Source organism: Halomonas sp. M4R1S46 (assembly GCF_025725685.1).
Lineage (GTDB): Bacteria > Pseudomonadota > Gammaproteobacteria > Pseudomonadales > Halomonadaceae > Halomonas.
Window position 1 is genome coordinate 3886883 of the sequence record NZ_CP107008.1, and the last position, 25107, is coordinate 3911989.

Annotated in this window: 17 protein-coding genes, 2 tRNA genes and 3 rRNA genes; 8 read left to right on the forward strand and 14 right to left on the reverse strand. The window is 66.2% G+C overall.

Translation table 11 applies throughout. The annotated features are described in order from the left end of the window. Positions 1-105: 105 nt before the first annotated feature. Positions 106-558: a copper resistance protein NlpE gene (locus tag OCT48_RS18000; RefSeq protein ID WP_263590506.1), complete on the reverse strand. Its 453-nt coding sequence runs from the start codon at positions 556-558 to the stop codon at positions 106-108. 110 nt (positions 559-668) lie between these two features. After that, positions 669-1565 carry an AEC family transporter gene (locus OCT48_RS18005; protein ID WP_263590507.1) on the reverse strand — a complete coding sequence of 299 codons (897 nt, stop codon included), beginning with the start codon at positions 1563-1565 and terminating at the stop codon, positions 669-671. Positions 1566-1684: 119 nt separating this feature from the next. Between OCT48_RS18005 and hisC the strand changes: the two genes are divergently transcribed. Next, entirely contained in the window at positions 1685-2740 is a 1056-nt protein-coding gene (gene hisC, locus OCT48_RS18010; RefSeq protein ID WP_263590508.1) for a histidinol-phosphate transaminase, read from the forward strand. Positions 2741-2803: 63 nt separating this feature from the next. After that, the gene (locus tag OCT48_RS18015) at positions 2804-3217 is read left to right on the forward strand and encodes a VOC family protein (RefSeq protein ID WP_263590509.1); all 414 of its coding nucleotides are present in this window, start codon (positions 2804-2806) and stop codon (positions 3215-3217) included. Positions 3218-3501: 284 nt separating this feature from the next. Here the strand turns inward: OCT48_RS18015 and rrf are convergent. The 9 genes from rrf to OCT48_RS18060 all read right to left on the reverse strand — a co-directional run bounded on the left by rrf (position 3502) and on the right by OCT48_RS18060 (position 13908). Further along, positions 3502-3617: ribosomal RNA gene (gene rrf, locus OCT48_RS18020) — 5S ribosomal RNA — on the reverse strand. Positions 3618-3705: 88 nt separating this feature from the next. After that, positions 3706-6593: ribosomal RNA gene (locus tag OCT48_RS18025) — 23S ribosomal RNA — on the reverse strand. Between the two features lie 230 nt (positions 6594-6823). Next, positions 6824-6899: transfer RNA gene (locus tag OCT48_RS18030), tRNA-Ala, on the reverse strand. A gap of 105 nt (positions 6900-7004) precedes the next feature. Then, positions 7005-7081: transfer RNA gene (locus OCT48_RS18035), tRNA-Ile, on the reverse strand. A 98-nt stretch (positions 7082-7179) separates the two neighbouring features. Then, positions 7180-8717, reverse strand: a 16S ribosomal RNA gene (locus OCT48_RS18040). Together the 16S, 23S and 5S rRNA genes with 2 tRNA genes alongside form the textbook arrangement of a ribosomal RNA operon. 518 nt (positions 8718-9235) lie before the next feature. Then, entirely contained in the window at positions 9236-10912 is a 1677-nt protein-coding gene (locus OCT48_RS18045) for a hypothetical protein (protein ID WP_263590510.1), read from the reverse strand. Positions 10913-11063: 151 nt separating this feature from the next. After that, a complete protein-coding gene (locus tag OCT48_RS18050; protein ID WP_263590511.1) occupies positions 11064-11720 on the reverse strand; it encodes a LutC/YkgG family protein in 657 nt (218 codons plus the stop codon). Next, positions 11717-13156 carry a LutB/LldF family L-lactate oxidation iron-sulfur protein gene (locus tag OCT48_RS18055; RefSeq protein ID WP_263590512.1) on the reverse strand — a complete coding sequence of 480 codons (1440 nt, stop codon included), beginning with the start codon at positions 13154-13156 and terminating at the stop codon, positions 11717-11719. Before OCT48_RS18055 ends, OCT48_RS18050 begins: the two co-directional genes overlap by 4 nt. Beyond that, positions 13153-13908 (reverse strand): (Fe-S)-binding protein, encoded by a 756-nt coding sequence (locus tag OCT48_RS18060; protein WP_263590513.1) that lies wholly within the window; start codon positions 13906-13908, stop codon positions 13153-13155. Before OCT48_RS18060 ends, OCT48_RS18055 begins: the two co-directional genes overlap by 4 nt. 318 nt (positions 13909-14226) lie before the next feature. Here OCT48_RS18060 and OCT48_RS18065 point away from each other — a divergent pair, with 318 nt between their 5' ends. Genes OCT48_RS18065 through OCT48_RS18075 form a run of 3 tightly spaced genes read left to right on the forward strand, consistent with a single transcriptional unit; the run spans position 14227 to position 18302 of the window. Next, positions 14227-15000, forward strand: coding sequence for a GntR family transcriptional regulator (locus OCT48_RS18065; RefSeq protein ID WP_183383352.1), 774 nt, complete (start codon positions 14227-14229; stop codon positions 14998-15000). 4 nt (positions 15001-15004) lie between these two features. After that, a complete protein-coding gene (locus OCT48_RS18070; RefSeq protein WP_263590514.1) occupies positions 15005-16927 on the forward strand; it encodes a sensor histidine kinase in 1923 nt (640 codons plus the stop codon). Continuing rightward, the gene (locus OCT48_RS18075; protein ID WP_263590515.1) at positions 16920-18302 is read left to right on the forward strand and encodes a sigma-54-dependent transcriptional regulator; all 1383 of its coding nucleotides are present in this window, start codon (positions 16920-16922) and stop codon (positions 18300-18302) included. The genes OCT48_RS18070 and OCT48_RS18075 overlap by 8 nt, the downstream gene beginning before the upstream one ends. Here OCT48_RS18075 and OCT48_RS18080 read toward each other — a convergent pair. From OCT48_RS18080 to OCT48_RS18090, 3 genes are all read right to left on the reverse strand, one after another. Then, on the reverse strand, positions 18278-18949 hold the full coding sequence (locus tag OCT48_RS18080; RefSeq protein WP_263590516.1) for a metal-dependent hydrolase: 672 nt from the start codon (positions 18947-18949) through the stop codon (positions 18278-18280). The two genes, OCT48_RS18075 and OCT48_RS18080, sit on opposite strands and share 25 nt — an antisense overlap. A 76-nt stretch (positions 18950-19025) precedes the next feature. Then, positions 19026-19574 carry a gamma carbonic anhydrase family protein gene (locus OCT48_RS18085; protein ID WP_263590517.1) on the reverse strand — a complete coding sequence of 183 codons (549 nt, stop codon included), beginning with the start codon at positions 19572-19574 and terminating at the stop codon, positions 19026-19028. A gap of 15 nt (positions 19575-19589) precedes the next feature. Further along, the gene (locus OCT48_RS18090) at positions 19590-20930 is read right to left on the reverse strand and encodes a sodium-dependent transporter (RefSeq protein WP_263590518.1); all 1341 of its coding nucleotides are present in this window, start codon (positions 20928-20930) and stop codon (positions 19590-19592) included. Between the two features lie 106 nt (positions 20931-21036). On the opposite strand from OCT48_RS18090, the gene prlC reads away from it, so the two are divergent. From prlC to OCT48_RS18105, 3 genes are all read left to right on the forward strand, one after another. Continuing rightward, positions 21037-23085 carry an oligopeptidase A gene (prlC, locus tag OCT48_RS18095; protein ID WP_263590519.1) on the forward strand — a complete coding sequence of 683 codons (2049 nt, stop codon included), beginning with the start codon at positions 21037-21039 and terminating at the stop codon, positions 23083-23085. 303 nt (positions 23086-23388) lie between these two features. Continuing rightward, on the forward strand, positions 23389-23631 hold the full coding sequence (locus tag OCT48_RS18100) for a YheV family putative zinc ribbon protein (protein WP_183383345.1): 243 nt from the start codon (positions 23389-23391) through the stop codon (positions 23629-23631). A gap of 366 nt (positions 23632-23997) precedes the next feature. Next, positions 23998-24975, forward strand: a complete 978-nt coding sequence (locus OCT48_RS18105; RefSeq protein WP_263590520.1) for a TAXI family TRAP transporter solute-binding subunit — start codon at positions 23998-24000, stop codon at positions 24973-24975. The last annotated feature ends 132 nt before the right edge of the window (positions 24976-25107 follow it).

The window sequence follows — 25107 nt, forward strand, 5'->3', positions numbered from 1 at the left end:
GGCTCCCCGGGAGGTGACGTTCGCGACACGGGCCACCGGCGGGTGGCCCGCAATGACGAGGGGCGGCTCGGTGGCCGCCCCTCGAGACATGCGTTACCGATGGCCTCAGAGGCGCTTCAGGCGCAGCATCTCGTTGTTCTGGAAGCGACGACGCTGGGGGTCGATCAGTTCCAGGGTCTGCGGGTCGAGGCGCAGGAAGTAGTAGACCTGGCCTTCGCCGCTCGGCGTGAGCTCGTAGACGGTGGCCTCGGGGTTGTTGGCGGTGCCGCTCAGCACCTCCCAGTTACCCTCGTAGTTCTCGTCCGGCGGATTCTGGGGGTGGGCCCGATAGGATGCCTGCAGGTCGAAAGTGCGATCCTCGGGGGCGCTCTCGGCATCGCCGACCAGGGTCACATCCAGGTCGATGCCCTCACAGTTGCGGCACGGCAGCGTGCCCTGATAGGTCGCTTGCGCGGCCTCCATCCCGTCATCGGCGGCTCCCTGGCCGGTGGGGCCGGTGGCGCAGCCTGCCAGCACGGCAAGCATGGCAGAGCCAGCCAGCAAGGTCCTGATTTGCATCTTCGTCCTCCTAACCAATGGGCATGACGCCGCAATCCACGGCAGCCTGCCTGACAGCATAACCTCTCGTGACCATGGCGGACAGTCTCGACACCGCCGGTTTCGCCCTCTCATGATGCCATCGGTTGGACGTGCTCGAACACCAGCCACAGCACCAGGGGCATCACCACCAGGCTGCCCAGGTTGCCGATCAACACCAGCGAGGCCACCCGGTGCGGCTGCTGGCGGTACTGCTCGGCCACCAGGTAGTTGAGCACCGCCGGCGGCAGGGCCGCGAACACCCAGAGCGCCGCCGCCGAGAGGCCACTGAGATCCAGCCACAGGACCATCGGCCAGGCCAGGACCAGCCCCGACAGCGGGCACAGCACGGCACCGAGCAGGCCGGTGCGCCAGTCGTCGAAGTCGATATCGAGCATGCGCACGCCCAGGGCGAACAGCATCAGCGGGATACAGACCCCGCCGAGCATGTCCAGCGATTCCAGCAGCCAGCCCGGCAGGGCGACCCCACCGATGTTGAGTCCCAGCCCGGCCAGGCTGGCCAGCACAATGGGCATGCGCAGCAGGCGCCACAGCGGGATGCGCGGGTCGAGCATGTAGAGCCCCACCGAGAAGTGCAGCAGCATCTCGACGATGAACAGCACTACCGCCGCCGGCAGGGCCGCCTCGCCAAAGGCCAGCACGATCAGCGGGATGCCCATGTTGCCGGAGTTGTTGAACATCATCGGCGGCAGGAAGGTCCTGGTCTCCAGGCGCAGCAGCTTGACCAGCGGCCAGAGCAGCAGTCCCGAGCCGAGCACCACGACGGTGGCGGCCAGGGCCAACCGCGCATAGTCGGTCAACGGCGCCTCGCGATCGGCGAGTACCGCGAACACCAGCATGGGCACGAAGAGTTCCATGTTGAGGGTGTTGAGGCCGCGGATGTCGGGACGACGATAGCGGCCGTAGAGGGTGCCGCAACCGGCGATCAGGAACACCGGCAATAGCGTGGCGAGGATCTGGCCGATCATCGGGGGAACTTCCATAGCAGGCGAAGAGGCGAGGGCACAGCCTAGCATGGCCCGCGGCTTGCGCGGGCACGCCGGGCGGGCGACCATGGCCGCATTGCCCCAACACCCTGAGAGTGACCATGAGCAAGTTCTGGAGCCCCAAGGTCCGTGAGCTGACGCCCTATGTCCCCGGCGAGCAGCCCCGCGAGCGCCTGATCAAGTTGAACACCAACGAGAACCCCTATCCCCCGGCACCGGGCGTCGAGGCGGTGCTGCGGGAGTTCCCGGCCGATCACCTGCGCCGCTACCCGGACCCGGAGTCTCGCGCCCTGCGCGAGGCCCTGGCCCGGGAGTTCGGGGTCGAGGTGGAGCAGGTGTTCGTCGGCAACGGCTCCGACGAGGTGCTGGCCCTGGCCTTCCAGGCCTTCTTCTGCCACGACCGGCCGCTTCAGATGCCGGCGATCACCTACAGCTTCTATCCAGTGTATTGCCGGCTCTATGACGTGGAGCGCCGCGCGCTGCCGCTGGACGACCAGTGGCGAGTCGACCTGGATGCCTTCTCCCCGGACAGCGCCGGGGTGATCTTCGCCAACCCCAATGCCCCCACCGGCCACGGTCACGGCCGGGAGGCCATCGCCGGGCTGCTCGAGCGGATCACCGACTCGGTGGTGCTGGTCGACGAGGCCTACGTGGATTTCGGCGGCGAGAGCGCCGTGCCCCTGGTGGCAGACCACCCCAACCTGCTGGTCACCGGCACCTTCTCCAAGTCGCGCAGCCTGGCCGGCCTGCGGCTCGGCTATGCAGTGGGCTCGCGGGAGCTGATCGAGGGCCTGGAGCGGGTCAAGGACTCCTTCAACTCCTACCCCATCGATAGCCTGGCCAGTGCCATCGGCATCTCCGCCCTGGAGGACCGCGAGCACTTCGACGCCTGCCGCGAAGCGGTCATCACCACCCGGGAGCGTACCCGCACCCGGTTGGAGAGCCTGGGCTTCCGGGTGCTGCCGTCACAGAGCAACTTCCTGCTGGTCAGCCACCCGGACCACGACGCGGCCCAGCTGTTCGTCGGCCTGCGCGAGCGCGGCATCCTGGTGCGCCACTTCAACACCGACACCCTCAGCGAACAGCTGCGCATCTCCATCGGCACCGAAGACGAGATGGACAGCCTGATCGAGGTTCTCGAGACCCTCTGCCGCTGACGCGCGGCGCTTTATCGCCGGCGCCCCTCGGGGCGTCTTCCCCCCGCCACCGACGAGGTCTGCATGGACGCTACACGAGAGCCACTGCCGCTTTCCCGCGTGCACCACGTGGCCCTGATCACCGCCGACTTCCCCCGCGCCCGACGCTTCTACCTCGAGGTGATGGGTGCCGAGATCCTCAACGAGGCCTACCGTGAGGAACGCGACAGCCACAAGCTGGACCTGCGCCTGCCGGGCGGCATCCAGCTCGAGCTGTTCTCCTTCCCCTCGCCCCCGCCGAGACCGAGCTACCCCGAGGCCTGCGGCTTGCGCCACCTGGCGCTCGCCACCCCCGACCTCGATGCCTGCGTCGCGCTGCTCGAGGCCCGCGGGGCCCGTCCCGAGCCGATACGCGTCGACGAGGTCAGCGGGGCCCGATTCACCTTCCTCGCCGACCCCGATGGCACGCCGATCGAGTTCTACGAGGTGGGCGGCTGAGCCCGGGTAACGGCCCGACACACCGGGCCCAGGCATGCCCCCCGCTGCCTGTGCAGCGGGGTTATCTCGAAATAGGTGCCTGAACGTGAAAAAGCCCCGACCTCTTTCGAGGCCGGGGCTTTTCCGGAATAAGTGCCTGACGATGTGCGCGCCGGGCTTCCGGCGGCCGGCCATCCGGAGGGCAGCTCCCCGCTGCTCTCCATGGGGAGTCCCTTGCCGGTGCTATCGGCCCAACATGAAAAACCCCCGGCAGCTGTCGCGACCGGGGGTTTCTCGAAATAAGTGCCTGACGATGACCTACTCTCGCATGGGGAGACCCCACACTACCATCGGCGCTGAGCGGTTTCACTGCTGAGTTCGGCAAGGGATCAGGTGGTTCCCGCACGCTATGGTCGTCAGGCGAAAAAGGCTGCGAATCATGCTGACGCGAGTCGTCTCGTCGTACCCGGCCCTTGTCGGCTGTCATCGACAGACCGCTTGGGTGTTATATGGTCAAGCCTCACGGACAATTAGTATCGGTTAGCTCAACGCCTTGCAGCGCTTCCACATCCGACCTATCAACCAGCTGGTCTTGCTGGGTCCTTCAGGAGGCTCGAGGCCTCGGGGAGATCTCATCTTGAAGGGGGCTTCCCGCTTAGATGCTTTCAGCGGTTATCCCGTCCGTACTTAGCTACCCGGCAGTGCCATTGGCATGACAACCGGAACACCAGAGGTACGTCCACTCCGGTCCTCTCGTACTAGGAGCAGCGCTTCTCAAATCTCCAACGCCCACGGCAGATAGGGACCGAACTGTCTCACGACGTTCTAAACCCAGCTCGCGTACCACTTTAAATGGCGAACAGCCATACCCTTGGGACCGACTTCAGCCCCAGGATGTGATGAGCCGACATCGAGGTGCCAAACACCGCCGTCGATGTGAACTCTTGGGCGGTATCAGCCTGTTATCCCCGGAGTACCTTTTATCCGTTGAGCGATGGCCCTTCCATACAGAACCACCGGATCACTAGAACCTACTTTCGTACCTGCTCGACGTGTCTGTCTCGCAGTTAAGCACCCTTATGCTCTTGCACTCATTGCACGATTTCCAACCGTGCTGAGGGTACCTTCGTGCTCCTCCGTTACGCTTTGGGAGGAGACCGCCCCAGTCAAACTACCCACCACACACGGTCCTCGATCCGGATCACGGACCTGAGTTAGAACGCCAATGATGCCAGGCTGGTATTTCAAGGTCGGCTCCACCCGAACTGGCGTCCGGGTTTCCAAGCCTCCCAGCTATCCTACACAAGCAACATCAGCGTCCAGTGTGAAGCTGTAGTAAAGGTTCACGGGGTCTTTCCGTCTAGCCGCGGGTACACAGCATCTTCACTGCGATTTCAATTTCACTGAGTCTCGGGTGGAGACAGCGTGGCCATCATTACGCCATTCGTGCAGGTCGGAACTTACCCGACAAGGAATTTCGCTACCTTAGGACCGTTATAGTTACGGCCGCCGTTTACCGGGGCTTCGATCAGGAGCTTCGCCGAAGCTAACACCATCAATTAACCTTCCGGCACCGGGCAGGCGTCATACCCTATACGTCCGCTTACGCGTTTGCAGAGTACTGTGTTTTTAATAAACAGTTGCAGCCACCTGGTATCTTCGACCGCGTCGGGCTCCGGTCGCGAGGACCCTCACCCTAATGCGGCGTGCCTTCTCCCGAAGTTACGGCACCATTTTGCCTAGTTCCTTCACCCGAGTTCTCTCAAGCGCCTTGGTATTCTCTACCTGACCACCTGTGTCGGTTTGGGGTACGGTCCCACAGTATCTGAAGCTTAGAGGCTTTTCCTGGAAGCGTGGCATCGATGACTTCCAGACCGTAGTCTGTTCGTCTCGTCTCTCGGCCTTAGGGATCCGGATTTGCCTGAATCCCCAGCCTACTGACTTTCACCAGGACAACCAACGCCTGGCTCACCTAGCCTTCTTCGTCCCCCCATCGCAATACTGTGAGGTACGGGAATATTGACCCGTTTCCCATCGGCTACGCCTTTCGGCCTCACCTTAGGGGCCGACTCACTCTGCTCCGATTAGCGTCGAACAGAAACCCTTGGTCTTCCGGCGGGGGAGTTTTTCACTCCCCTTGTCGTTACTCATGTCAGCATTCGCACTCGTGATACCTCCAGCCTGCCTCTCGACAGACCTTCGTCGGCGTACACGACGCTCCTCTACCGCGCGTCATTCGACGCACCCGTAGCTTCGGTACCTGGTTTGAGCCCCGTTACATCTTCCGCGCAGGCCGACTCGACTAGTGAGCTATTACGCTTTCTTTAAAGGATGGCTGCTTCTAAGCCAACCTCCTAGCTGTCTGAGCCTTCCCACATCGTTTCCCACTTAACCAGGATTTCGGGACCTTAGCTGACGGTCTGGGTTGTTTCCCTTTTCACAACGGACGTTAGCACCCGCTGTGTGTCTCCCACGCTGCCACTCACCGGTATTCGGAGTTTGCCTCGGGTTGGTAAGTCGGGATGACCCCCTAGCCGAAACAGTGCTCTACCCCCGGCGGTGATACGTGAGGCGCTACCTAAATAGCTTTCGAGGAGAACCAGCTATCTCCGGGCTTGATTAGCCTTTCACTCCGATCCACAAGTCATCCAAATCTTTTTCAACAGATCCTGGTTCGGTCCTCCAGTTGATGTTACTCAACCTTCAACCTGCTCATGGATAGATCGCCCGGTTTCGGGTCTATTTCCAGCGACTGGTCGCCCAGTTAAGACTCGGTTTCCCTACGCCTCCCCTATACGGTTAAGCTCGCCACTGAAAATAAGTCGCTGACCCATTATACAAAAGGTACGCGGTCACCGAACGAATCGGCTCCCACTGCTTGTACGCATACGGTTTCAGGATCTATTTCACTCCCCTCTCCGGGGTTCTTTTCGCCTTTCCCTCACGGTACTGGTTCACTATCGGTCAGCCAGGAGTATTTAGCCTTGGAGGATGGTCCCCCCGTCTTCAGTCAAGGTTTCACGTGCCCCGACCTACTCGATTTCACAGGATCAGATTTTCGGCTACGGGACTATCACCCTGTATCGTTGAGCTTCCCAGCTCATTCGCCTAATCAGTCACCTGCTTAAGGGCTGGTCCCCGTTCGCTCGCCGCTACTGGGGGAATCTCGGTTGATTTCTTTTCCTCGGGGTACTTAGATGTTTCAGTTCCCCCGGTTCGCCTCCCACACCTATGGATTCAGTGTGGGATACCCAGGTTACCCTGGGTGGGTTTCCCCATTCGGAAATGTCCGGGTCACAGGTTGTTTGCCACCTCGCCGAACCTTATCGCAGGCTTCCACGTCCTTCATCGCCTCTGGCTGCCTAGGCATCCACCGTATGCGCTTCATCGCTTGACCATATAACCCCAAGGGGTCTGATCCGCGATGACAACACGACAATTGCCGGATACGCTTGAGACGTATCTCGCGTCCTTTCTTTCGAAAGAACGTTTGTCAGCATGATTCACATTGTTAAAGAGCATTTAAAGCTGGAAGCTTTAAGCTGGAAGCTGTAAGTGAACACCCGTCATCGAGGCGACACATTCAGCGTCTAGCTTAAAACTTCAAGGACTGTCGGGGGTTGAGAGTGGTGGAGCCTAGCGGGATCGAACCGCTGACCTCCTGCGTGCAAGGCAGGCGCTCTCCCAGCTGAGCTAAGGCCCCTCTGACTTCCCGTTGCCTATAGGGAAATTTGTGCAAGACGAGGCGCTTTTCGCCGACGTGTAGCCTGCTACACGAGGTGGAAAGCAACGACGTATTGCGCAAATTTGGTGGGTCTGGGCAGACTTGAACTGCCGACCTCACCCTTATCAGGGGTGCGCTCTAACCAACTGAGCTACAGACCCGGCGACTAACCACTGGGTCCGCGACCCAAACAGTCTTTGCTCTGGCCGATCAGGTAATTCATTGTGGGCACTTGCCGAGTGCCGGCGACGTCGTCGATTAAGGAGGTGATCCAGCCGCAGGTTCCCCTACGGCTACCTTGTTACGACTTCACCCCAGTCATGAACCACACCGTGGTGATCGCCCTCCGAAGTTAGGCTAACCACTTCTGGTGCAGTCCACTCCCATGGTGTGACGGGCGGTGTGTACAAGGCCCGGGAACGTATTCACCGTGACATTCTGATTCACGATTACTAGCGATTCCGACTTCACGGAGTCGAGTTGCAGACTCCGATCCGGACTGAGACCGGCTTTATGGGATTAGCTCCACCTCGCGGCTTTGCAACCCATTGTACCGGCCATTGTAGCACGTGTGTAGCCCTACCCGTAAGGGCCATGATGACTTGACGTCGTCCCCACCTTCCTCCGGTTTGTCACCGGCAGTCTCCCTAGAGTTCCCGACCGAATCGCTGGCAAATAGGGACAAGGGTTGCGCTCGTTACGGGACTTAACCCAACATTTCACAACACGAGCTGACGACAGCCATGCAGCACCTGTCTGTGCGCTCCCGAAGGCACCAAGGTATCTCTACCAAGTTCGCACGATGTCAAGGGTAGGTAAGGTTCTTCGCGTTGCATCGAATTAAACCACATGCTCCACCGCTTGTGCGGGCCCCCGTCAATTCATTTGAGTTTTAACCTTGCGGCCGTACTCCCCAGGCGGTCGACTTATCGCGTTAACTGCGCCACAAAGGTCTCAAGGACCCCAACGGCTAGTCGACATCGTTTACGGCGTGGACTACCAGGGTATCTAATCCTGTTTGCTACCCACGCTTTCGCACCTCAGCGTCAGTGTCAGTCCAGAAGGCCGCCTTCGCCACTGGTATTCCTCCCGATCTCTACGCATTTCACCGCTACACCGGGAATTCTACCTTCCTCTCCTGCACTCTAGCCTGACAGTTCCGGATGCCGTTCCCAGGTTGAGCCCGGGGCTTTCACAACCGGCTTATCACGCCGCCTACGCGCGCTTTACGCCCAGTAATTCCGATTAACGCTCGCACCCTCCGTATTACCGCGGCTGCTGGCACGGAGTTAGCCGGTGCTTCTTCTGTGAGTGATGTCCTTCCTCCGGGGTATTAACCCGAAGGCGTTCTTCCTCACTGAAAGTGCTTTACAACCCGAGGGCCTTCTTCACACACGCGGCATGGCTGGATCAGGCTTTCGCCCATTGTCCAATATTCCCCACTGCTGCCTCCCGTAGGAGTTCGGGCCGTGTCTCAGTCCCGATGTGGCTGATCATCCTCTCAGACCAGCTACGGATCGTCGCCTTGGTGAGCCATTACCTCACCAACCAGCTAATCCGACATAGGCTCATCCGATAGCGCAAGGTCCGAAGAGCCCCTGCTTTCCCCCGTAGGGCGTATGCGGTATTAGCCTGAGTTTCCTCAGGTTATCCCCCACTACCGGGCAGATTCCTATGCATTACTCACCCGTCCGCCGCTCGACGCCTGGAAGCAAGCTTCCATCGTTTCCGCTCGACTTGCATGTGTTAGGCCTGCCGCCAGCGTTCAATCTGAGCCATGATCAAACTCTTCAGTTTCAAAGCTTGATAGTGCATTGAGTGCACCAAACTTGGCTCAAGGTTCAAACGTCTCGTTTGACGAGTCGCTTGCCTTGATATTCAGTGACTGGTCACCGACATCTCGACAAGCGCCCACATGAATTACCTGATCGATTGTTAAAGAGCATCTTGCGTTGCCGTGCCGACCAAACTGGCCGTCTTGCCCGGCGCCCTGCAAGGAAGGCGTATTCTACGTGATCGGCGTTTCGCGTCAAGCCCTTTTCGACGGCTTCCGAGGAAGCGATCCGGGCGACCGAAGCGTCATTCCGTCGTGGAGTGACTGCCGATCGAGTGGCGTGCATTCTACCGCTTCCGGCGAGCCTGTCAACCGAGTCTTTTCAAAAACCCTTGAAGAAACAAGCACTTCTGCCACTCATCACCGCCTGCAACGTTGCCCGTCGCCGGCAGCGGATGCGTACTTTACGGATTCTCCGGGGAGGACGCAAGCCCTGCGGGGAAAAAGTTCCGGGGCACCGCCAGCGGCGCCCCGGCCGACATCAGCCGCCGATCTCGAGGCGCACCATGCCGGCCCCGCTGCCGAAGCTATCCACCTCGACACGGTAGGTGCCGGGCTCGAGGTGCTGCGAGATCCGCGAACCGAGCCCCAGGTCGTCGGCATCGTCGTTCTGGGCGTCGACGCCATGACCCGACAGCCGCAGCATGGTGTCCACCGCCGCCGAGGTGGCCTCGACCACCACCGAGCGCGCCTCGTCGATCACCAGTTCATACGCGAGGCTACCGCCACCGGCGAGGTTGCCATAGAGAGTCTCGCCGGGGCGCACCTCACCGCCGTCGCTGGTGCGCCCCTCGAAGGCCTCGCCCTCGGCCTGCAGACGGTAGATGCCGCTGCCGCTATAGCTCTGCGCCTCGAGGACGTACTCGCCGGGCTGGAGAATGCTGGTAATGAGGGCATTGCGATCGCCGCCGCCGTCGTCGTCGCTCAGGTCCAGGCCATTGCCGTGCAAGCGCAGCATCGGATCGAAGTCCCGGGAATCCAGCGCCAACCGCGCCTCGACCGGCTCGTTGACCGTCAGCCGATAGCGATTCTCGCCGAGGCCGGTCAACTGCCCGCGCAGGCTCTCACCGAGAGTCAGCGCGCCCTCGTTGCGGAACTCGCCGTCGAAGTCTCGACGAGTCAGCGCGAGGGCATAGTCGCCGACGCTATCGCCGTAGCTGTCGACCTCGACGCGATAGTCGCCCGCCATCAGCACGGTATCGAGACGCGAGTCGGTCCCGTTGCCATCGTCGTCATTGGCGATGTCGGCGCCCTCCCCGGTCACCCGCAGCACGGTATCGAAGGCCCGCGAACGCAGTGACAGGCCGATCTCGGAGGGGCGATCGAGGTGCAAGCTGTAGGCATTCGGCGCCTGCCCCTCGAGGGTGCCGCTGACGCGATCACCATCCCGCAGCGGCCCGCCGTTGCGCCAGCCGTCAGCCAGATCGCGGCGTTCGGCCAGCAGCCGATAGGCCTGCCCGGTGCCGAGGACGCGGCTGGTGCAGCTCGCCTCTCTGCCGACGGCGGGAGCATGGTCGGGCCGCAGGCGCACGCGATAGTCACCGGCCTCCAGATAGGCCTCGAGACGCAACTCGCCGGCCGCACAGGCGCGGGCCGACTGCGAGACGCCGTTTCCCTCCAGCTGCAGGCCGAGGTCCTCGACGCCGCTCAGCGACAGGGAGAGCAGCGCCGGCCCGTCGAGGCGGATGGGGTACTCGGTCTCGCCCGCCTCCAGACGCCTGGTCAATGCACGGCCCGGCACCAGCTCGTCGCGGGTGCCGATCGGCTCGGCGGTCAGCCGATAGGGACCGAAGGCGTCATGGCCACGGCCATTGACCACCACCAGCATGCAGGCGTCGTCCGCCGGCCCGGCCAGCAGGGTCAACGGCCCGGCCTCGACACCGTCCCGGGCGCTGCCCAGCCACTGCCCCTGGGCGTCGAAGGCGGACAGTTCGGCCGCGAAGGGCGCCTCGAGCGCGTAGGACTGCCCCGTGCCAGCGGACGCGCCGGCACAGAGCCAGTGCGCCGAGTAGCGGGTGCCGTTGTTGAGGTTGACGGGGCTCGCCGTGGTGAGCTCGCCCTGGATCTCGTCGCCGAGCGTCGCCTCGGGGGCGCTGACGAAACGCGCCTCCCCGTCGCTGCACCCCGCCAGCAGTGCCAGGCCGGCGAGACCGGCCATCACACACCCCTGGCGAACGGTCCGCCGGCGCGACCTCCCTGACTCCTTGATATGCACGTCATGTCTCCCTACATGTGGTTGCGAGAGCCCGGCCTTCCTCCGCCGGACAAGCCGCACTATAGCGAAAACCATGACGCTTGGCGCCGGCGCCCTAGGCGTGGCGCACCAGCACCACCAGCTCACGGGGGCCATGCACCCCGTAGGCCAGGGTCTGCTCGATATCGGCGGTCTTGCTGGGGCCGGACACCAGCAGGGCGTTGGCGGGCATCCCCGCGGCCCAGTCGTGGCGGGCCATGACGTCGTGGAGGGTATCCTCGAGGGACTCGGCATCCAGCACGGCGATATGGATCGGCGGGACCAGGCTCAGCAGGCGAGGCTCGTCCGGGGTGGGCCAGAGCCAGAGGCTGCCGGTCTCGGCGATTCCGCCACCGGTCGAGGTCAGGCCGGCGTCCACGCTCTCGAACTGCTCGCGCTGCCAGGTCTCGATGTCCCGATCGGCCGCGACCAGCTCGACGTCGCCCCCGGCGAGGGCCTCGCGCGCCGCCGCCGCCACCGGATGCTCACGCCCCAGCGCCAGCCGTCGCACGCCCTTGTCGCGCAGCACCCCGGCGAGAGCCTCGGTCCAGCCGTCCCGTGAGGTGTGGATCACCTCGCCATGCACGGAGCCGATCCAGCGCTCGAAACGCTCGAGGCGCTCCTGTGCCGTCCAGCCACGACCGGTCATCACGGCGAAGTCGCTCTCGGGAGCCTCGAGGGGGCCGTCGGTCCGCTCACGCAGTCGCTTCAGGATGGCCTCGCGCGCACTCATGCGTCTTTCTCCTCTGACGACTGGCGGGCACGGCGCTGCTTGAGCAGGCCGTGCAGGGTGGTCTTCGCCGGCTTCGGCGCGGTGCGAGAGTCGGTCCAGGGCCCCAGATGGGCCGGCGTCAGGCCACGCAGCCTGCCGACCATGGCGGTGCCGCTGCGCCACAGCCCGGGATGAGTGGCCAGCCACTGCCAGCCCTTCCAGACCGCCAGTTCCTTGCGCGAGCGCTTGGTCCCGGCGCCGCGCACGTTGCCACGCCCCTCGCCCACCGCCTCGCGGCGCAACCGCACCAGCAGGTCGGGGATCGGGATCTTCACCGGGCAGACCTCGCCGCAGGCCCCGCACAGGCTCGAGGCGGTAGGCAGATCCCTGGTCGACTCCAGCCCCTCCAGGTGGGGCATCAGGATGCTGCCGATGGGCCCGGGATAGGTGGTGCCGTAGGTGTGGCCGCCGACCCGGGTGTACACCGGGCAATGGTTCATGCAGGCCCCGCAGCGAATGCAGCGCAGCGTGTCGAGCAACTGGTCGTCCTGGTAGATGCCGGAGCGGCCGTTGTCGACCAGCACCAGGTGCACCTCCTCCGGACCGTCGTGCTCGCCGGCCCGGCGCGGCCCGCTGATCATGTTGAAGTAGGTGGTGACGTGCTGGCCGGTGGCCGAGCGGGTGAGCAACGAGTAGAGGGGCGCCACGTCGCGCAGGTGCTCGACGACCTTCTCGATGCCGGTCACGGCGATGTGCACCGGCGGCACCGTGGTGGTCATGCGGCCGTTGCCCTCGTTCTCCACCAGGCACAGGGTGCCGGTCTCGGCCACTGCAAAGTTGACGCCGGAAATGCCCACGTCGGCGGCCATGAAGCGCTCGCGCAGCTGGAAGCGGGCCGCGCCGGTCATGGCGTCGACGTCCCGGGTGCGCTCGATGCCGGTCTTGTCGTGCATGATGCCGGCGATCTCGTCGGTATTGAGATGGATCGCCGGCATGATGATGTGCGAGGGCGTCTGCTCGTTGAGCTGCACCAGGTACTCGCCGAGATCGGACTCCAGCGCGGTGATGCCGGCCGCCTCCAGGTGGGCGTTGAGATGCATCTCCTCGGAGACCATCGACTTGCCCTTGATCACCGACGTCGCCTCGCGGGCCTCGCAGAGTTCGCGGATGATGCGGCAGGCCTGCTCGCCGTCCTCGGCCCAGTGCACTTGGATGCCGTTGGCCTGGCAGTTGGCCTCGAGCCGCTCCAGCAGGCGGGGCAGCCCGGCCAGGGCCCGCAGGCGGATATTGGCCCCCAGCTCGCGCAGCGTCTCCAGGTCCCAGTCGCCGAAGCTGTCCCGGCGCTTGCTCATCAGACCGTCCATGGCCTTGCGGAAGTTGGCCCGGATCTGCGGGTTCTCCAGGGCCTCGTGGGCCTGGCGATGGAAGGCATCGGGGGTGAAGGTCTGCACGCTCATGACGTCCTCCGCCACAGGTAGCTGGCGATATGCTCGCCGCGCACGGCACCCTGCCGATGCTCGAGGCGCCCGGCGATGTTCATCAGGCAGCCGCAGTCGGAGGTGACGAAACGCTCGGCGCCGGTCGCCTCGATCGCCTGGCTCTTGTCCTCGACCATGGCGGCCGATATCTCGGGGTGACGCACCGCGAAGGTGCCGCCGAAGCCGCAGCACTCGGTTGCCCGGGCCGGCTCCACCGGCTCCACGCCCTCGAGCCGCCCCAGCAGCGCCGGGCCGGTCTCCGCCAACCCCATCTCGCGCCGGGCGCTGCAGGAAGTATGCATGGCCACCTTCTCCGGGGCCCCGCGGTCAGCGCGGCGCAGGTGACAGACATGCACCAGGAACTCGGTCAGCTCGAACACCCGGTCGGCGACCTCCCTGGCCTGCGCCTCCCGCTCGGTTCCGACGAAGAGGTCGGGATAGTGGACCCGCATCATGGCGCCGCAGGAGCCGGAGGGCACGATGATCGGCCAGGGCTCGGGGAAGAGGTCCAGCTGGGCCGCGGCGACGGCTCGCGCCTCGTCCTGGTAGCCCGAGGTGTAGGCCGGCTGGCCGCAGCAGGTCTGGTCCTCGGGGAAGTTCACCTCGATGCCTTCCCGCTCCAGCAGGCGAATGCCGTCGAGGCCGGCCTGGGGGAAGAAGAGGTCGACCAGGCAGGTGCCATAGAAGTACACCTTGTCGGGCCTGGCAGGGTAGAGCTTGACGGGCGTCATGATCAGGGTCCTCGGCGCCGGCCGGGTGGCGGAGCGCTGTCTTGATGAGCCTGGATTGCCGATGATTGGTAAAACCAATTTACAGCGAAATGTCACTGCACGGTATGGGGCGGCGCTGTGACTGTCAAATCCCGGGCGCCCAGGACACCGCCCAGACGGCTAGACCTTGGTCTATGGCCATCCAGCGCCGGCGACAACCGGCTGAAGTGGCAGGAAAACCCCATCCCCTCCCTGCCCGCCATCACGACGACACATTGGTAATACCAATTCGTCGACGCTATCATGAGAACCGTGACCCCGTGCCCAGGAAACACCACCATGTCCTATCAATCCCTCCGCCAGCCGCGCCTGGCCGATGTCATCACCGAGCGCCTCGAGGCCCTGATTCTCGAGGGTAGCCTAAAGCCCGGCCAACGGTTGCCGCCGGAGCGTGAGCTCGCCGAACGCTTCGGCGTGTCGCGCCCGTCGCTGCGCGAGGCGATCCAGAAGCTCGCCGCCCGCGGCCTGCTGACCAGCCGCCAGGGGGGCGGCACCTTCATCACCGAGGACCTGCACAGCGGCTACAGCGACCCGCTGCTGGAGATGCTGTCCCGTCACGGCGAGTTCCATCTGGACCTGCTGGAGTTCCGTGACGCCATGGAAGGCCTGTCCGCCTACTATGCCGCCCTGCGGGCCACCCCCACCGACAAGGCGGTGCTGATCGAACGCTTCGAGGAGTTGGAGGCTCGCTTCAACGAGCAGGACCCGCCCCGGGAGGCCAAGGCCGATGCCGCCTTCCACCTGGCCATCGCCGAAGCCGCCCACAACGTCATGCTGCTGCATACCATCCGCGGCATCTTCCACCTGCTGGAGAAGAGCATCGTCGACAACCTCGAGCACCTGTTCGCCAAGCCCGATGCCCGCAAGCACCTGATGACCCAGCACCGCGCCCTGCTCGATGCCATCCTCCAGGGCCGTGCCGAGGAGGCCCGCAGCCGGGCCCACGAGCACCTGGTCTATGTGGAGGAGGGCCTGCTCGAGGCGGCACGCGCCGAGACTCGCGCCCAGCGCTCCCTGCGTCGCGCCCAGGCGATGCCCACGGCGAGTCATTGAGCCCATGCCCCATGCCACGCCTGCCTCGAAGCGTCGTCGCCTGATCCGCCTGCTGCTATGGGGGCTGGGTCTCGCCGGGCTCGCCCTGTGCATGTGGCAGACCGCCCAGGTGGCCCGGGAACAGGCCCTGCAGAGCCTGCGCCAGGATGCCGAGAACGAGCTGCGCCTGTCGGCGGCCGGGCTGACCGGCCACCTGTCGCGCCATGACTACCTGCCGGAGCTGCTGGCCAGCCGGGAGGCGGTCAAGCGCTTCCTCGCGTCGCCGGCCAGCCAGGACCCGATGCCGCTGAACCGCCTGCTCGACCGCTTCCGGGCCACCGCCGACGTCTCGGACATCTACCTGCTCGACCACCACGCCGACACCCTGGCCGCCAGCAACTGGCATCGCCCCGACACCTTCATCGGCCAGAACTACCGCTACCGGCGCTATTACCAGGAGGCCATCGCCGGCCGCAATGGCCGCTTCTTCGGCCTGGGGGTGCAGTCCGGGGAACGGGGCTACTACTTCTCGGCCCCGGTGTGGCTGGACGAGACGGCGCCGGACGCCCGCCCCGACGGGGTGATGGTGCTCAAGGTGCTGCTCAACGCCGTGGAGGACAGCTGGGCCGAACAGGATGCCGAACTGCTGGTCACCGACCGGGACGGCGTGATCTTCCTGGCCAGCCAGCCGGCACTGCGGCTGACCGCCATGAAGCCGCTCGGCGAGGCGCAGCGCGTGGCCCTGCGGGCCTCGCGGCGCTATGGCGACGAGCCGCTGCCGCCCTCCGGCCTGCGCGAGATCGAGCACCGCGACGAGCGCACCCGCCTGGTGGGCTTCGCCCAAGGGCCCCTGGCGGGACAACCCTATTTCAGCCTGACCCGCCCCATGCCGGCCTTCGACTGGCATATGCACATCCTCAAGCCCCTGACCCCGGTGATCAGCGCCCAGTGGGTCTCGGCGCTGCTGGCCGGCGGCCTCTACGGCCTGGTGGCCCTGGGGGGCGGTATCGGCTGGCAGCGCCTGCGCCTGCGCCGGGAGCGCGAGCGCTTCGCCGAGCGCGAGCGCCGGACCCTGGCGAGGGCCCGCGACGAGCTCGAACGCAACGTGGCCAACCGCACCCGCGACCTGGTGGCCACCAACCGTCGCCTGTCCGACGAGATCGAGGAGCGTCGCCGCGCCGAACAGAGCCTGCGGGAGACCCGCGACGAACTCGTCCAGGCCGCCAAGCTGGCCGTGCTGGGCCAGCTCGCCGCCGGCATCAACCACGAGCTCAACCAGCCCCTGGCGGCGATCCGCGCCTACGCCGAGAACGCCCGCGCCTTCATCGCCCGCAGCCGCGCCGAGGCCGCCGATGCCAACCTCGGCCAGATCGTCGAGCTCACCGGGCGCATGGCCGAGATCAGCGCCCAGTTGCGTCAGTTCTCCCGCAAGAGCGGCGACACCCTCACCGCGGTCTCGGTGCAGTCCTGTTTCGACTATGCCCTGCGCCTCTTCCAGGCTCGCCTCAGCGAGGGCGCGATCCACATCGAGCGCCGCTGGCCCGAGCAGACGGCCTGGGTGCGCGCCGACCCGGTGCGCCTCGAGCAGGTGCTGGTCAACCTGATCGGCAACGCCCTCCAGGCCCTGGCCGAGACGCCGTCCCCGCACCTGACGCTGGGCATCGAGACCACGTCGGAGCGGGTCTCCATCGAGGTGGCGGACAACGGCCCGGGCATCCCCGAGGACCATCTCGCCAGGATCTTCGAGCCCTTCTTCACCACCAAGTCCACCGGCAGCGGCCTGGGGCTGGGGCTGTCGATCTCCGGCCGCATCATCGACGACCTCGGCGGTCGCCTCGAGGCCCGCAACGCCCCTGGCGGCGGTGCCCGCTTCACCATTACCCTTCCCCGGGACAGCGGCCCGGACGGCAAACGGGCGCAAGCCAAGGAGCAGTCACACCATGCATGAGTCCCCGGCCCCTCCGGTGATGATCATCGACGACGAGGCCCACCTGCGCATCACCGTGGGTCAGACCCTGGAGCTGGCCGGCTACGCCCCCCAGCCCTTCGAGAACGCCGAGGCCGCCCTGGCGGCCCTGACGCCGGACTTTCCCGGCGTGGTGGTCAGCGACATCCGCATGCCCGGCATGGACGGCATGGCGCTGCTGCGCGAGGTGCGCAGCCGCGACCCGGACCTGCCGGTGGTGCTGATCACCGGCCATGGCGACATCTCCACCGCCGTGGAGGCCATGCGCGAGGGCGCCTGGGACTTCCTGGAGAAACCCTTCGCCGGGGAGCGGCTGGTCGAGGTGGTGCGCCGCGGCACCGAGAAGCGACGACTGAGCCTCGAGAACCGCACCCTCAAGGCCGAGCTGGAGGCGCAGCAAGCGGCCCCGGGGCCACGCCTGGTGGGGCGCACTCCGGCGATCCAGAAGCTGGCCTCCATGGTCCAGCGCATCAGCCAGGTCGAGACCGACGTGCTGCTGTTCGGCGAGACCGGTGCCGGCAAGGACCTGGTCGCCCGTGCCATCCACGAGCGCAGCTCCCGGGGCGGGCGCCCCTTCGTCGCCATCAACTGCGGCGCGGTGCCGGAGAGCACCATCGAGTCGGAGCTCTTCGGCCACGAGAAGGGCGCCTTCACCGGCGCCGTGGAGCGGCGCATCGGCAAGTTCGAGCACGCCGAGGGGGGCACGGTGTTCCTCGACGAGATCGAGTCGATGCCGCTGGGCCTGCAGGTCAAGCTGCTGCGGGTGCTCCAGGAGCGCACCATCGAGCGGCTGGGCTCGAACCAACCGGTACCGCTGGATATCCGGGTGATCGCCGCCACCAAGGTGGACCTCAAGGCCGCCGCGGAGGCCGGGGACTTCCGCGAGGACCTCTACTACCGGCTCAACGTGGTGACCCTGCCGATCCCGCCGCTGCGCGAGCGCCGCGAGGACATCCCGCTGCTGTTCCAGCACTTCGCGGTGCTGGCCGCCAACCGCAGCGGCCTGGAGGCGCCGCCCCTGGACGCCGCCGGCACCTCGGCGCTGATGGCCCACGACTGGCCGGGCAACGTGCGCGAGCTGCGCAACCTGGCGGAGCGCTACGTGCTGCTCGGGGTGACCTGCGACTACCGACTGGAGACCCTGCTGGCCGGCGTGGAGAGCGACAGCGGCGAGCTGCCGCTGCCCCAGCAGGTGGAGCTGTTCGAGAAGGGCCTGATCAGCCAGGCCCTGGCCCGCCACCAGGGACGGGTCAGCGAGGTCTGCGAGGGCCTGGGGCTGCCCCGCAAGACCCTCTACGACAAGCTCAGGAAGCACGGCCTCAAGGCCGAGGACTACCGCCAGAGCGCCGAGCCCTGAGCCAGCAGTTCGCCCAGCGAGCCCCAGGGGGGCAGCCAGGGCGAGAGGCCGACGGCCAGCAGCAGCATGATCCCGGAGTTCAGCGGTTCACGGTAGGCGAACAGCTTGAAGGCGCTGCCGAAGGAGCGCTTGATCCGCGCCCCGGTGAGGTCGACGCTGTACAGCTCGTCGAGCAGCAGGTGGATGCAGCAGCCCAGCACCAGCGCCAGCCCCTGGGCCCAGGCCAGCCCGGCCTCCAGCTCCAGCAGGCGGTAGCTGCCCGCGCTGGTGGCCAGCCCGCACAGGCCCGCGGCCAGCAGCGAGTGCCAGATGCCGCGATGCACGGAGAAGTGCTTGAAGATCGGGCTCAGCACGTAACGCACCCCGATGTAGAGGCCACCACAGGCCACCAGCAGCGCCCCCAGGTTCAGCCAGGGGCTCAGCAGCAGCGCCCCGGCCACCACGGCCAGCACCGCCATCACGCTGAAGATCAGCCTCACGGCATGGGAGTGGTCGGAATCGATGTCCGGCAGGACGCCGCCGAAGGCGACCAGCACCGCCAGCGGCAGGGCCTGGTCGGGGGTCCACAGCTCGGCTCGCCAGCCGGCCAGGGCCAGGAGCACGCCGCCTCCCGCGGCGGCACTGATATGGGTGCGGAAATCGGCCATCCCGGGCGCCTCCAAGAACTGGATAAACATCCATATTATCGCCCCGAATGGCGGGAGAGAACAATCGCTTGGCGGCTCAACCCCGGGCCGCGAGGTACTCGTCCTTCAACTTTACATAATTGCCGGCCGTGTAGGGGAAGAAGGCGCGCTCCTTGTCCTGGATCGGCCGCAGCGCCTTGGCCGGATTGCCGGCATAGACATGGCCGCCGGCCAGGTGCTTGCCCGGGGTCACCACCGCGCCCGCGGCGATGATCACCTCGTCCTCGACCACGGCGCCGTCCATGACGATGGCGCCCATGCCCACCAGGATGCGGCTGCCCAGGGTGGCCCCGTGCAGGATCGCCTTGTGGCCGATGGTCACGTCGTCGCCGATGGTCAGCGGGAAACCGTCGGGGTTGAAGTCGCTGGCGTGGGTGATGTGCAGCACGCTGCCGTCCTGGACGCTGACCCGTGCGCCGATGCGGATGCGGTGCATGTCGCCGCGGACCACCGCCATCGGCCAGACCGAGCTGTCGTCGCCGAGCACCACGTCGCCCAGCACCACGCTGGCGGGATCGATGTAGACCCGCTCGCCCAGTTGCGGCGTCACGCCCTTCCAGGGCCGGATGACCGTCGAATCACTCATCTTGCACCTCGCTTGTCAGATCAGTCCCGAGACCAATACTACCAGCGTCAGCGGGATCGACACCCAGCGCACCAGGAACCGCCACAGGCGAAAGCCGTTGGGCCCGGCGTCCAGGGCACGCAGGGCGACGTGCTCGGGCAGCACCCAGGCGGCGAAGATCGCGATCAATAGCCCCCCCACCGGCAGGAAGATCTCCGGCGGAATGGTGCTGACCAGGCCGAAGACGTTCATCCCGAACAGCACCCGGAGCTCGGACAGCGTCGAGAAGGACAGCACCGACAGCAGGCCCAGCATCCAGACGGCGATGCCCACCAGCGTCGAGGCCTGGCCACGACCGAGGCCCCAGCCCTGGAGGGTGGCGACCATCGGCTCGGCGAGGTTGATCGAGGAGGTCCAGGTGGCCAGTAGCAGCAGCAGGAAGAACAGCGACAGCCACAGGGCGCCGAAGGGCAGGTCGGCGAAGGCCACCGGCAGGGTCACGAACATCAGGCCGGGCCCCTCGCCGGGGTCCATGCCCTGGGCGAAGACCACCGAGAAGATGGCGATGCCGGCCAGCAGTGCCACGGTGACGTCGAGCACCGCGACGCCGGCCGCCGCCCGGGGCAGGCTCTGGTGGTCCGGCATGTAGGCGCCGTAGGCCATCAGCGCGCAGGCGCCCACCGCCAGGGTGAAGAAGGCATGCCCCATGGCGGCGATCAGCACCGTCGGCGTGACCGCCGCGAGGTCCGGCGTGAACAGCCAGGCGAGCGCCGGGCCGAAGCCGCTGGTCGTGGCGGCGTGACCGGCCAGCACCAGCAGCAGCAGGTAGAGCAGCGGCATCAGCAGGTTGTTGAGCCGCTCCAGGCCCTTGGCCACCCCCGCGGCCACCACCATCATGGTCATGGCCAAAAAGAGGGTGTGGTTGAAGGTCATGCGCCCGGGGTCGGCGAGGAAGGCGTCGAAGCCGGCGCCGATCTCCGCCGCGCCCTGGCCGACGAAGTCGCCGTTGACCGCGGCGACCAGGAACTCGATGGACCAGCCCGAGACCACCGAGTAGAAGGAGAGGATGCAGAACACCGTGAAGGCCCCGAACAGTCCCAGCCAGCGCCAGTGGGGGCTGCGGCCGGCCTGGGTCGCCAGGTGGCCGAGGGACTGCATCGGGCTGCGCCGCCCGGCACGACCGATCAGGATCTCGGCCATCATCACCGGCAGGCCCAGCAGCACCACGAAGGCCACGTAGAGGAGCAGGAAGGCCGCACCACCGTACTCGCCGGTGATGTAGGGGAAGCGCCAGATGTTGCCCAGCCCCACCGCGGCCCCGGTCACGGCCAGGATGAAGGCGCGTCGGCTGCTCCAGCGCTCCAGGGTCTCGTTCATCGCTCTGCTCCGGGCGGTCGTTGCAAAGGGCGCAAGCCTAGCACATTGAAACCCGCCCGGGCCGCCCGCATCTAAGGCATGTTTCCCATCACGTTTCGAGGTGCGCATGTCCGCAAATCCACTGCTCGACTCCCACTCGCTGCCCCCCTTCGCCGAGATCAGGCCCGAGCAGGTGGTGCCGGCCATCGAGACCCTGCTGGCCGAGAACCGTCACGCCATCGAGGAGCTGGTGGCTCGCGCCGAACGCGAGCCACCCACCTGGGAAAGCCTGGCGGCGCCCCTGGAGGCCCTCAACGACCGCCTGTCGAGGGCCTGGTCGCCGGTCTCGCACCTCAACGGCACCATGAACAACGAAGCGCTGCGGGGCGCCTACGAGACGGGCCTAGGGCTGCTTTCCGAGTACACCACCTGGCTCGGCCAGCACGAGGGCCTGTTCCGCGCCTGGCAGGCGCTGAAGGACGGCCCGGCCTGGGCCGAGCTCGACGAGGGGCAGCGCCGCAGCGTGGACAACGCCCTGCGTGACTTCCGGCTCGCCGGGGTCGACCTGCCGCCCGCGCAGAAGCAGCGCTACGGCGAGATCAAGGCCCGCCTGTCGAGCCTCGCCAACGCCTTCTCCAACCAACTGCTGGACGCCACCCAGGCCTGGCAGCTGCACCTCGACGATGCCAGCCGCCTGGCCGGCCTGCCCGAGAGCGCCCTGGCGACCCTCAAGGCCAACGCCGAGGCCAAGGGACGCGAGGGCTACCGCATCACCCTGGACTTCCCCAGCTTCTTCCCGGTGATGACCCACGCCGACGACCGCGCGCTGCGCCGCGAGGTCTACACCGCCTTCGTCACCCGGGCCTCCGACCAGGGCCCCAATGCCGGGCAGTTCGACAACGCCCCGATCATGGAGGAGACCCTGGCCCTGCGCCGGGAGCTCGCCGAGCTGCTGGGGTTTGCCACCTACGCCGACTACTCGCTGGCCACCAAGATGGCCGAGTCGCCCACCCGAGTGGTTACCTTCCTCGAGGACCTGGCCGAGCGTGCCGTGCCCCAGGCCCGGGAGGAATATGCCGAACTCGCGGCCTTCGCCCGCGACCAGCTGGGCATGGCCGAGCTCGCGCCCTGGGACGTGGGCTATGCCAGCGAGAAGCTGCGCGAGGCCCGCTACGCCATCTCCGACGAGCAGCTGCGCCCCTACTTCCCCGCCCCGCGGGTGGTCGACGGCCTGTTCCGGGTGGTCGAGCGACTCTACGGCGTGAGCTTCGAGGAGGACGCCAGGGCGCCGCGCTACCATCCCGACGTGCGCTACTTCCGCATCATGGAGGCCGGCGCGCCCATCGCCGGCTTCTATCTGGACCTCTATGCCCGGGAGGGCAAGCGCGGCGGCGCCTGGATGGACGAGTGCCGGGTCCGCCGCCTGGAGGCCGGCGAGCTGCAGCTGCCGGTGGCCTACCTGACCTGCAACTTCACCCGCCCGGTGGGTGACAGGCCCGCCCTGCTGACCCATGACGAGGTCACCACCCTCTTCCACGAGTTCGGCCACGGCCTGCACCACATGCTGACCCGCCAGACCGTCGCCGACATCTCCGGCATCAACGGCGTGGCCTGGGACGCCGTGGAACTGCCCAGCCAGTTCATGGAGAACTTCTGCTGGGAGCGCGAGGGCCTGGACCTGATCGCCGGCCACGTCGAGACCGGTGCGCCGTTGCCCGAGGCGCTGTTCGAGAAGCTGCTGGCGGCCAAGAACTTCCAGTCGGCCATGGGCATGGTGCGCCAACTGGAGTTCTCGCTGTTCGACTTCCGCCTGCACCTGGAGGCCGCCGCCCCGTCCGCCGCCGACATCCAGGCGCTGCTCGACGAGGTGCGCGACGGCGTCTCGGTGGTGCCGCGGGCCGACTTCAACCGCTTCCAGAACGGTTTCGGACATATCTTCGCCGGCGGCTACGCGGCGGGTTACTACAGTTACAAGTGGGCCGAAGTGCTCTCCGCGGATGCCTGGAGCGCCTTCGAGGAAGCCGGCATCTTCGATCCCGAGACCGGCCGTCGCTTCCGCACCGAGATCCTCGAGCGGGGCGGCTCCCGGGACGCCGCCGAGCTGTTCCGCGCCTTTCGCGGGCGCGAGCCCAGCGTCGAGCCGCTGCTGCGCCACAGCGGCATCCGCGCCGCCTGACATGCACCTACACCGCCCCGGCGGCCCCCCATTCAGGAGCCCCTATGGCCATCCAGAAACGTCTTATCGCCGGAGTCATCTGCCCCCGCTGTGCCGAAAGATGAAACGGCATCGCATCCGCGCCGCCTGACATGCACCTACGCCGCCCCGGCGGCCCCCCTTTCAGGAGCCCCTATGGCCATCCAGAAACGTCTTATCGCCGGCGCCACCTCTCCCCGCTGTGCCGCAAGATGAAACGGCATCGCATCCGCGCCGCCTGACATGCACATACGCCGCCCCGGCGGCCCCCTTTCAGGAGCCCCCATGGCCATCCAGAAACGTTTTATCGCCGGCGCCATCTGCCCCCGCTGTGCCGAGATGGATCGCATCCGTGCCTGGGAACAGCACGGCATTCGCTACCGGGATTGCGTCAGCTGTGACTTCTTCGAGCAGTTGCCCATCGAGGACGAGGCCCTCCCCGAACTCGAGACCCGGGTCAACCGCGAGCGCGAGGAGCCGCACCGCGACGACCTGCAGACCGTGAAGATCCTCGACCCCAAGGCATGATCCCGAGCCTCGCGGCACCCGGGGCGGGTGCCCGCCCGGCGCCTCCATGCGCGGCTGGCCGCCTCGCCGATGAACGACCTGCACCAGGCCAGTCGCCTCATGGCTGCCCTGGCGCCCCCGGAGGCCGTCGACTGACGAGCGTGCGGATTTCCGCACAGCGAATACCCCCAGGTGTGCGGATCCCCGGACGCGCACGCTCGCCGACCTTTCGACCTTGGTCGCAGAAGGGTTTTTCATCCTCCTGAAAACAATCGGCTTTCCCCGTTATGGAACACCTCTTGCCGCTAGTCAGGGTGTCGAACGACAGCCGACCCGGCTCCGCCTGGGCCGGCCGAGCACAACCATAACCCGAACGGGAGAAACGCCATGACCACTACCACCCGGATCCTCACCGGCACGCTGGCCGGCGCCATGCTGATCGCCGGCAGCGCCCAGGCCGATCGCAGCGATTGGCCGCAGAGCTTCACCGTGGGCACCGCCAGCCAGGGCGGCACCTACTTCGTCTACGGCTCCGGCTGGGCCAACCTGATCGCCGACGAGCTGGGCGTCTCCGGCGGCGGCGAGGTCACCGGCGGCCCCAACCAGAACCTGGCCCTGGTGCACACCGGTGACCTGGCCCTGGGCCTGACCACCATGGGCCCGGCCGCCGAGGCACTGGCCGGCGAGAGCCCCCTGGCCCCGGGCGTGGCGATGGACAACGTCTGTGCGCTCTTCCCGATGTACGAGACGCCCTTCTCCATCGCCACGCTCGCCGACAGCGGCATCGAGTCGATCTCCGACATCCCCGACGGCGCCACCATCGGCTTCGGCCCGGCGGCTTCCACCTCCGACACCTACTTCCCGGCCATCCTCGAGGAGCTGGGCGTGAACTTCGAACGCCGCAACGGCGGCTGGAACGATCTGGGCGGCCAGCTGCAGGACGGCCTGATCGACGTCATCGCCTTCGCCGCCGGCATCCCGATCCCGGCGGTCAGCCAGCTCGAGGTGCAGACCGACGTCAACATCATCGAGTTCACCGAGGAGGAACAGCAGCAAGTCATCGACGCCTTCCCGGTGTCGCCGTTCCAGATCCCGGCCAGCACCTACCAGACCCTCGAGGAAGATGCCCGCGCCGTCTCCATGTGGAACTTCACCATCGCCGGCTGCGACCTGCCGGAGGATTTCGTCTACGAAATCACCAAGCTGAGCATGGAGAACAACGACAAGATGCGCGATATCCATCGCAGCGCCCAGTTCAGCGTGCCGGAGAACATCCAGTACAACACCGTGCTGCCCTTCCACCCGGGCGCCGTGCGCTGGTACGAGGAGAACGGCTACGAGATCCCCGCCGACCTGAAGCTCTGAACCGTTGACCACCCGCGATCCCGCGTCCCCGACGCGGGATCGCCCCCCGCACGTTCGTCCCTCACCCAAGGGTGAGTCCCATGTCCCAGACCCATGCTCCCCGCCACGACGCACACGACGACGAGGACATCC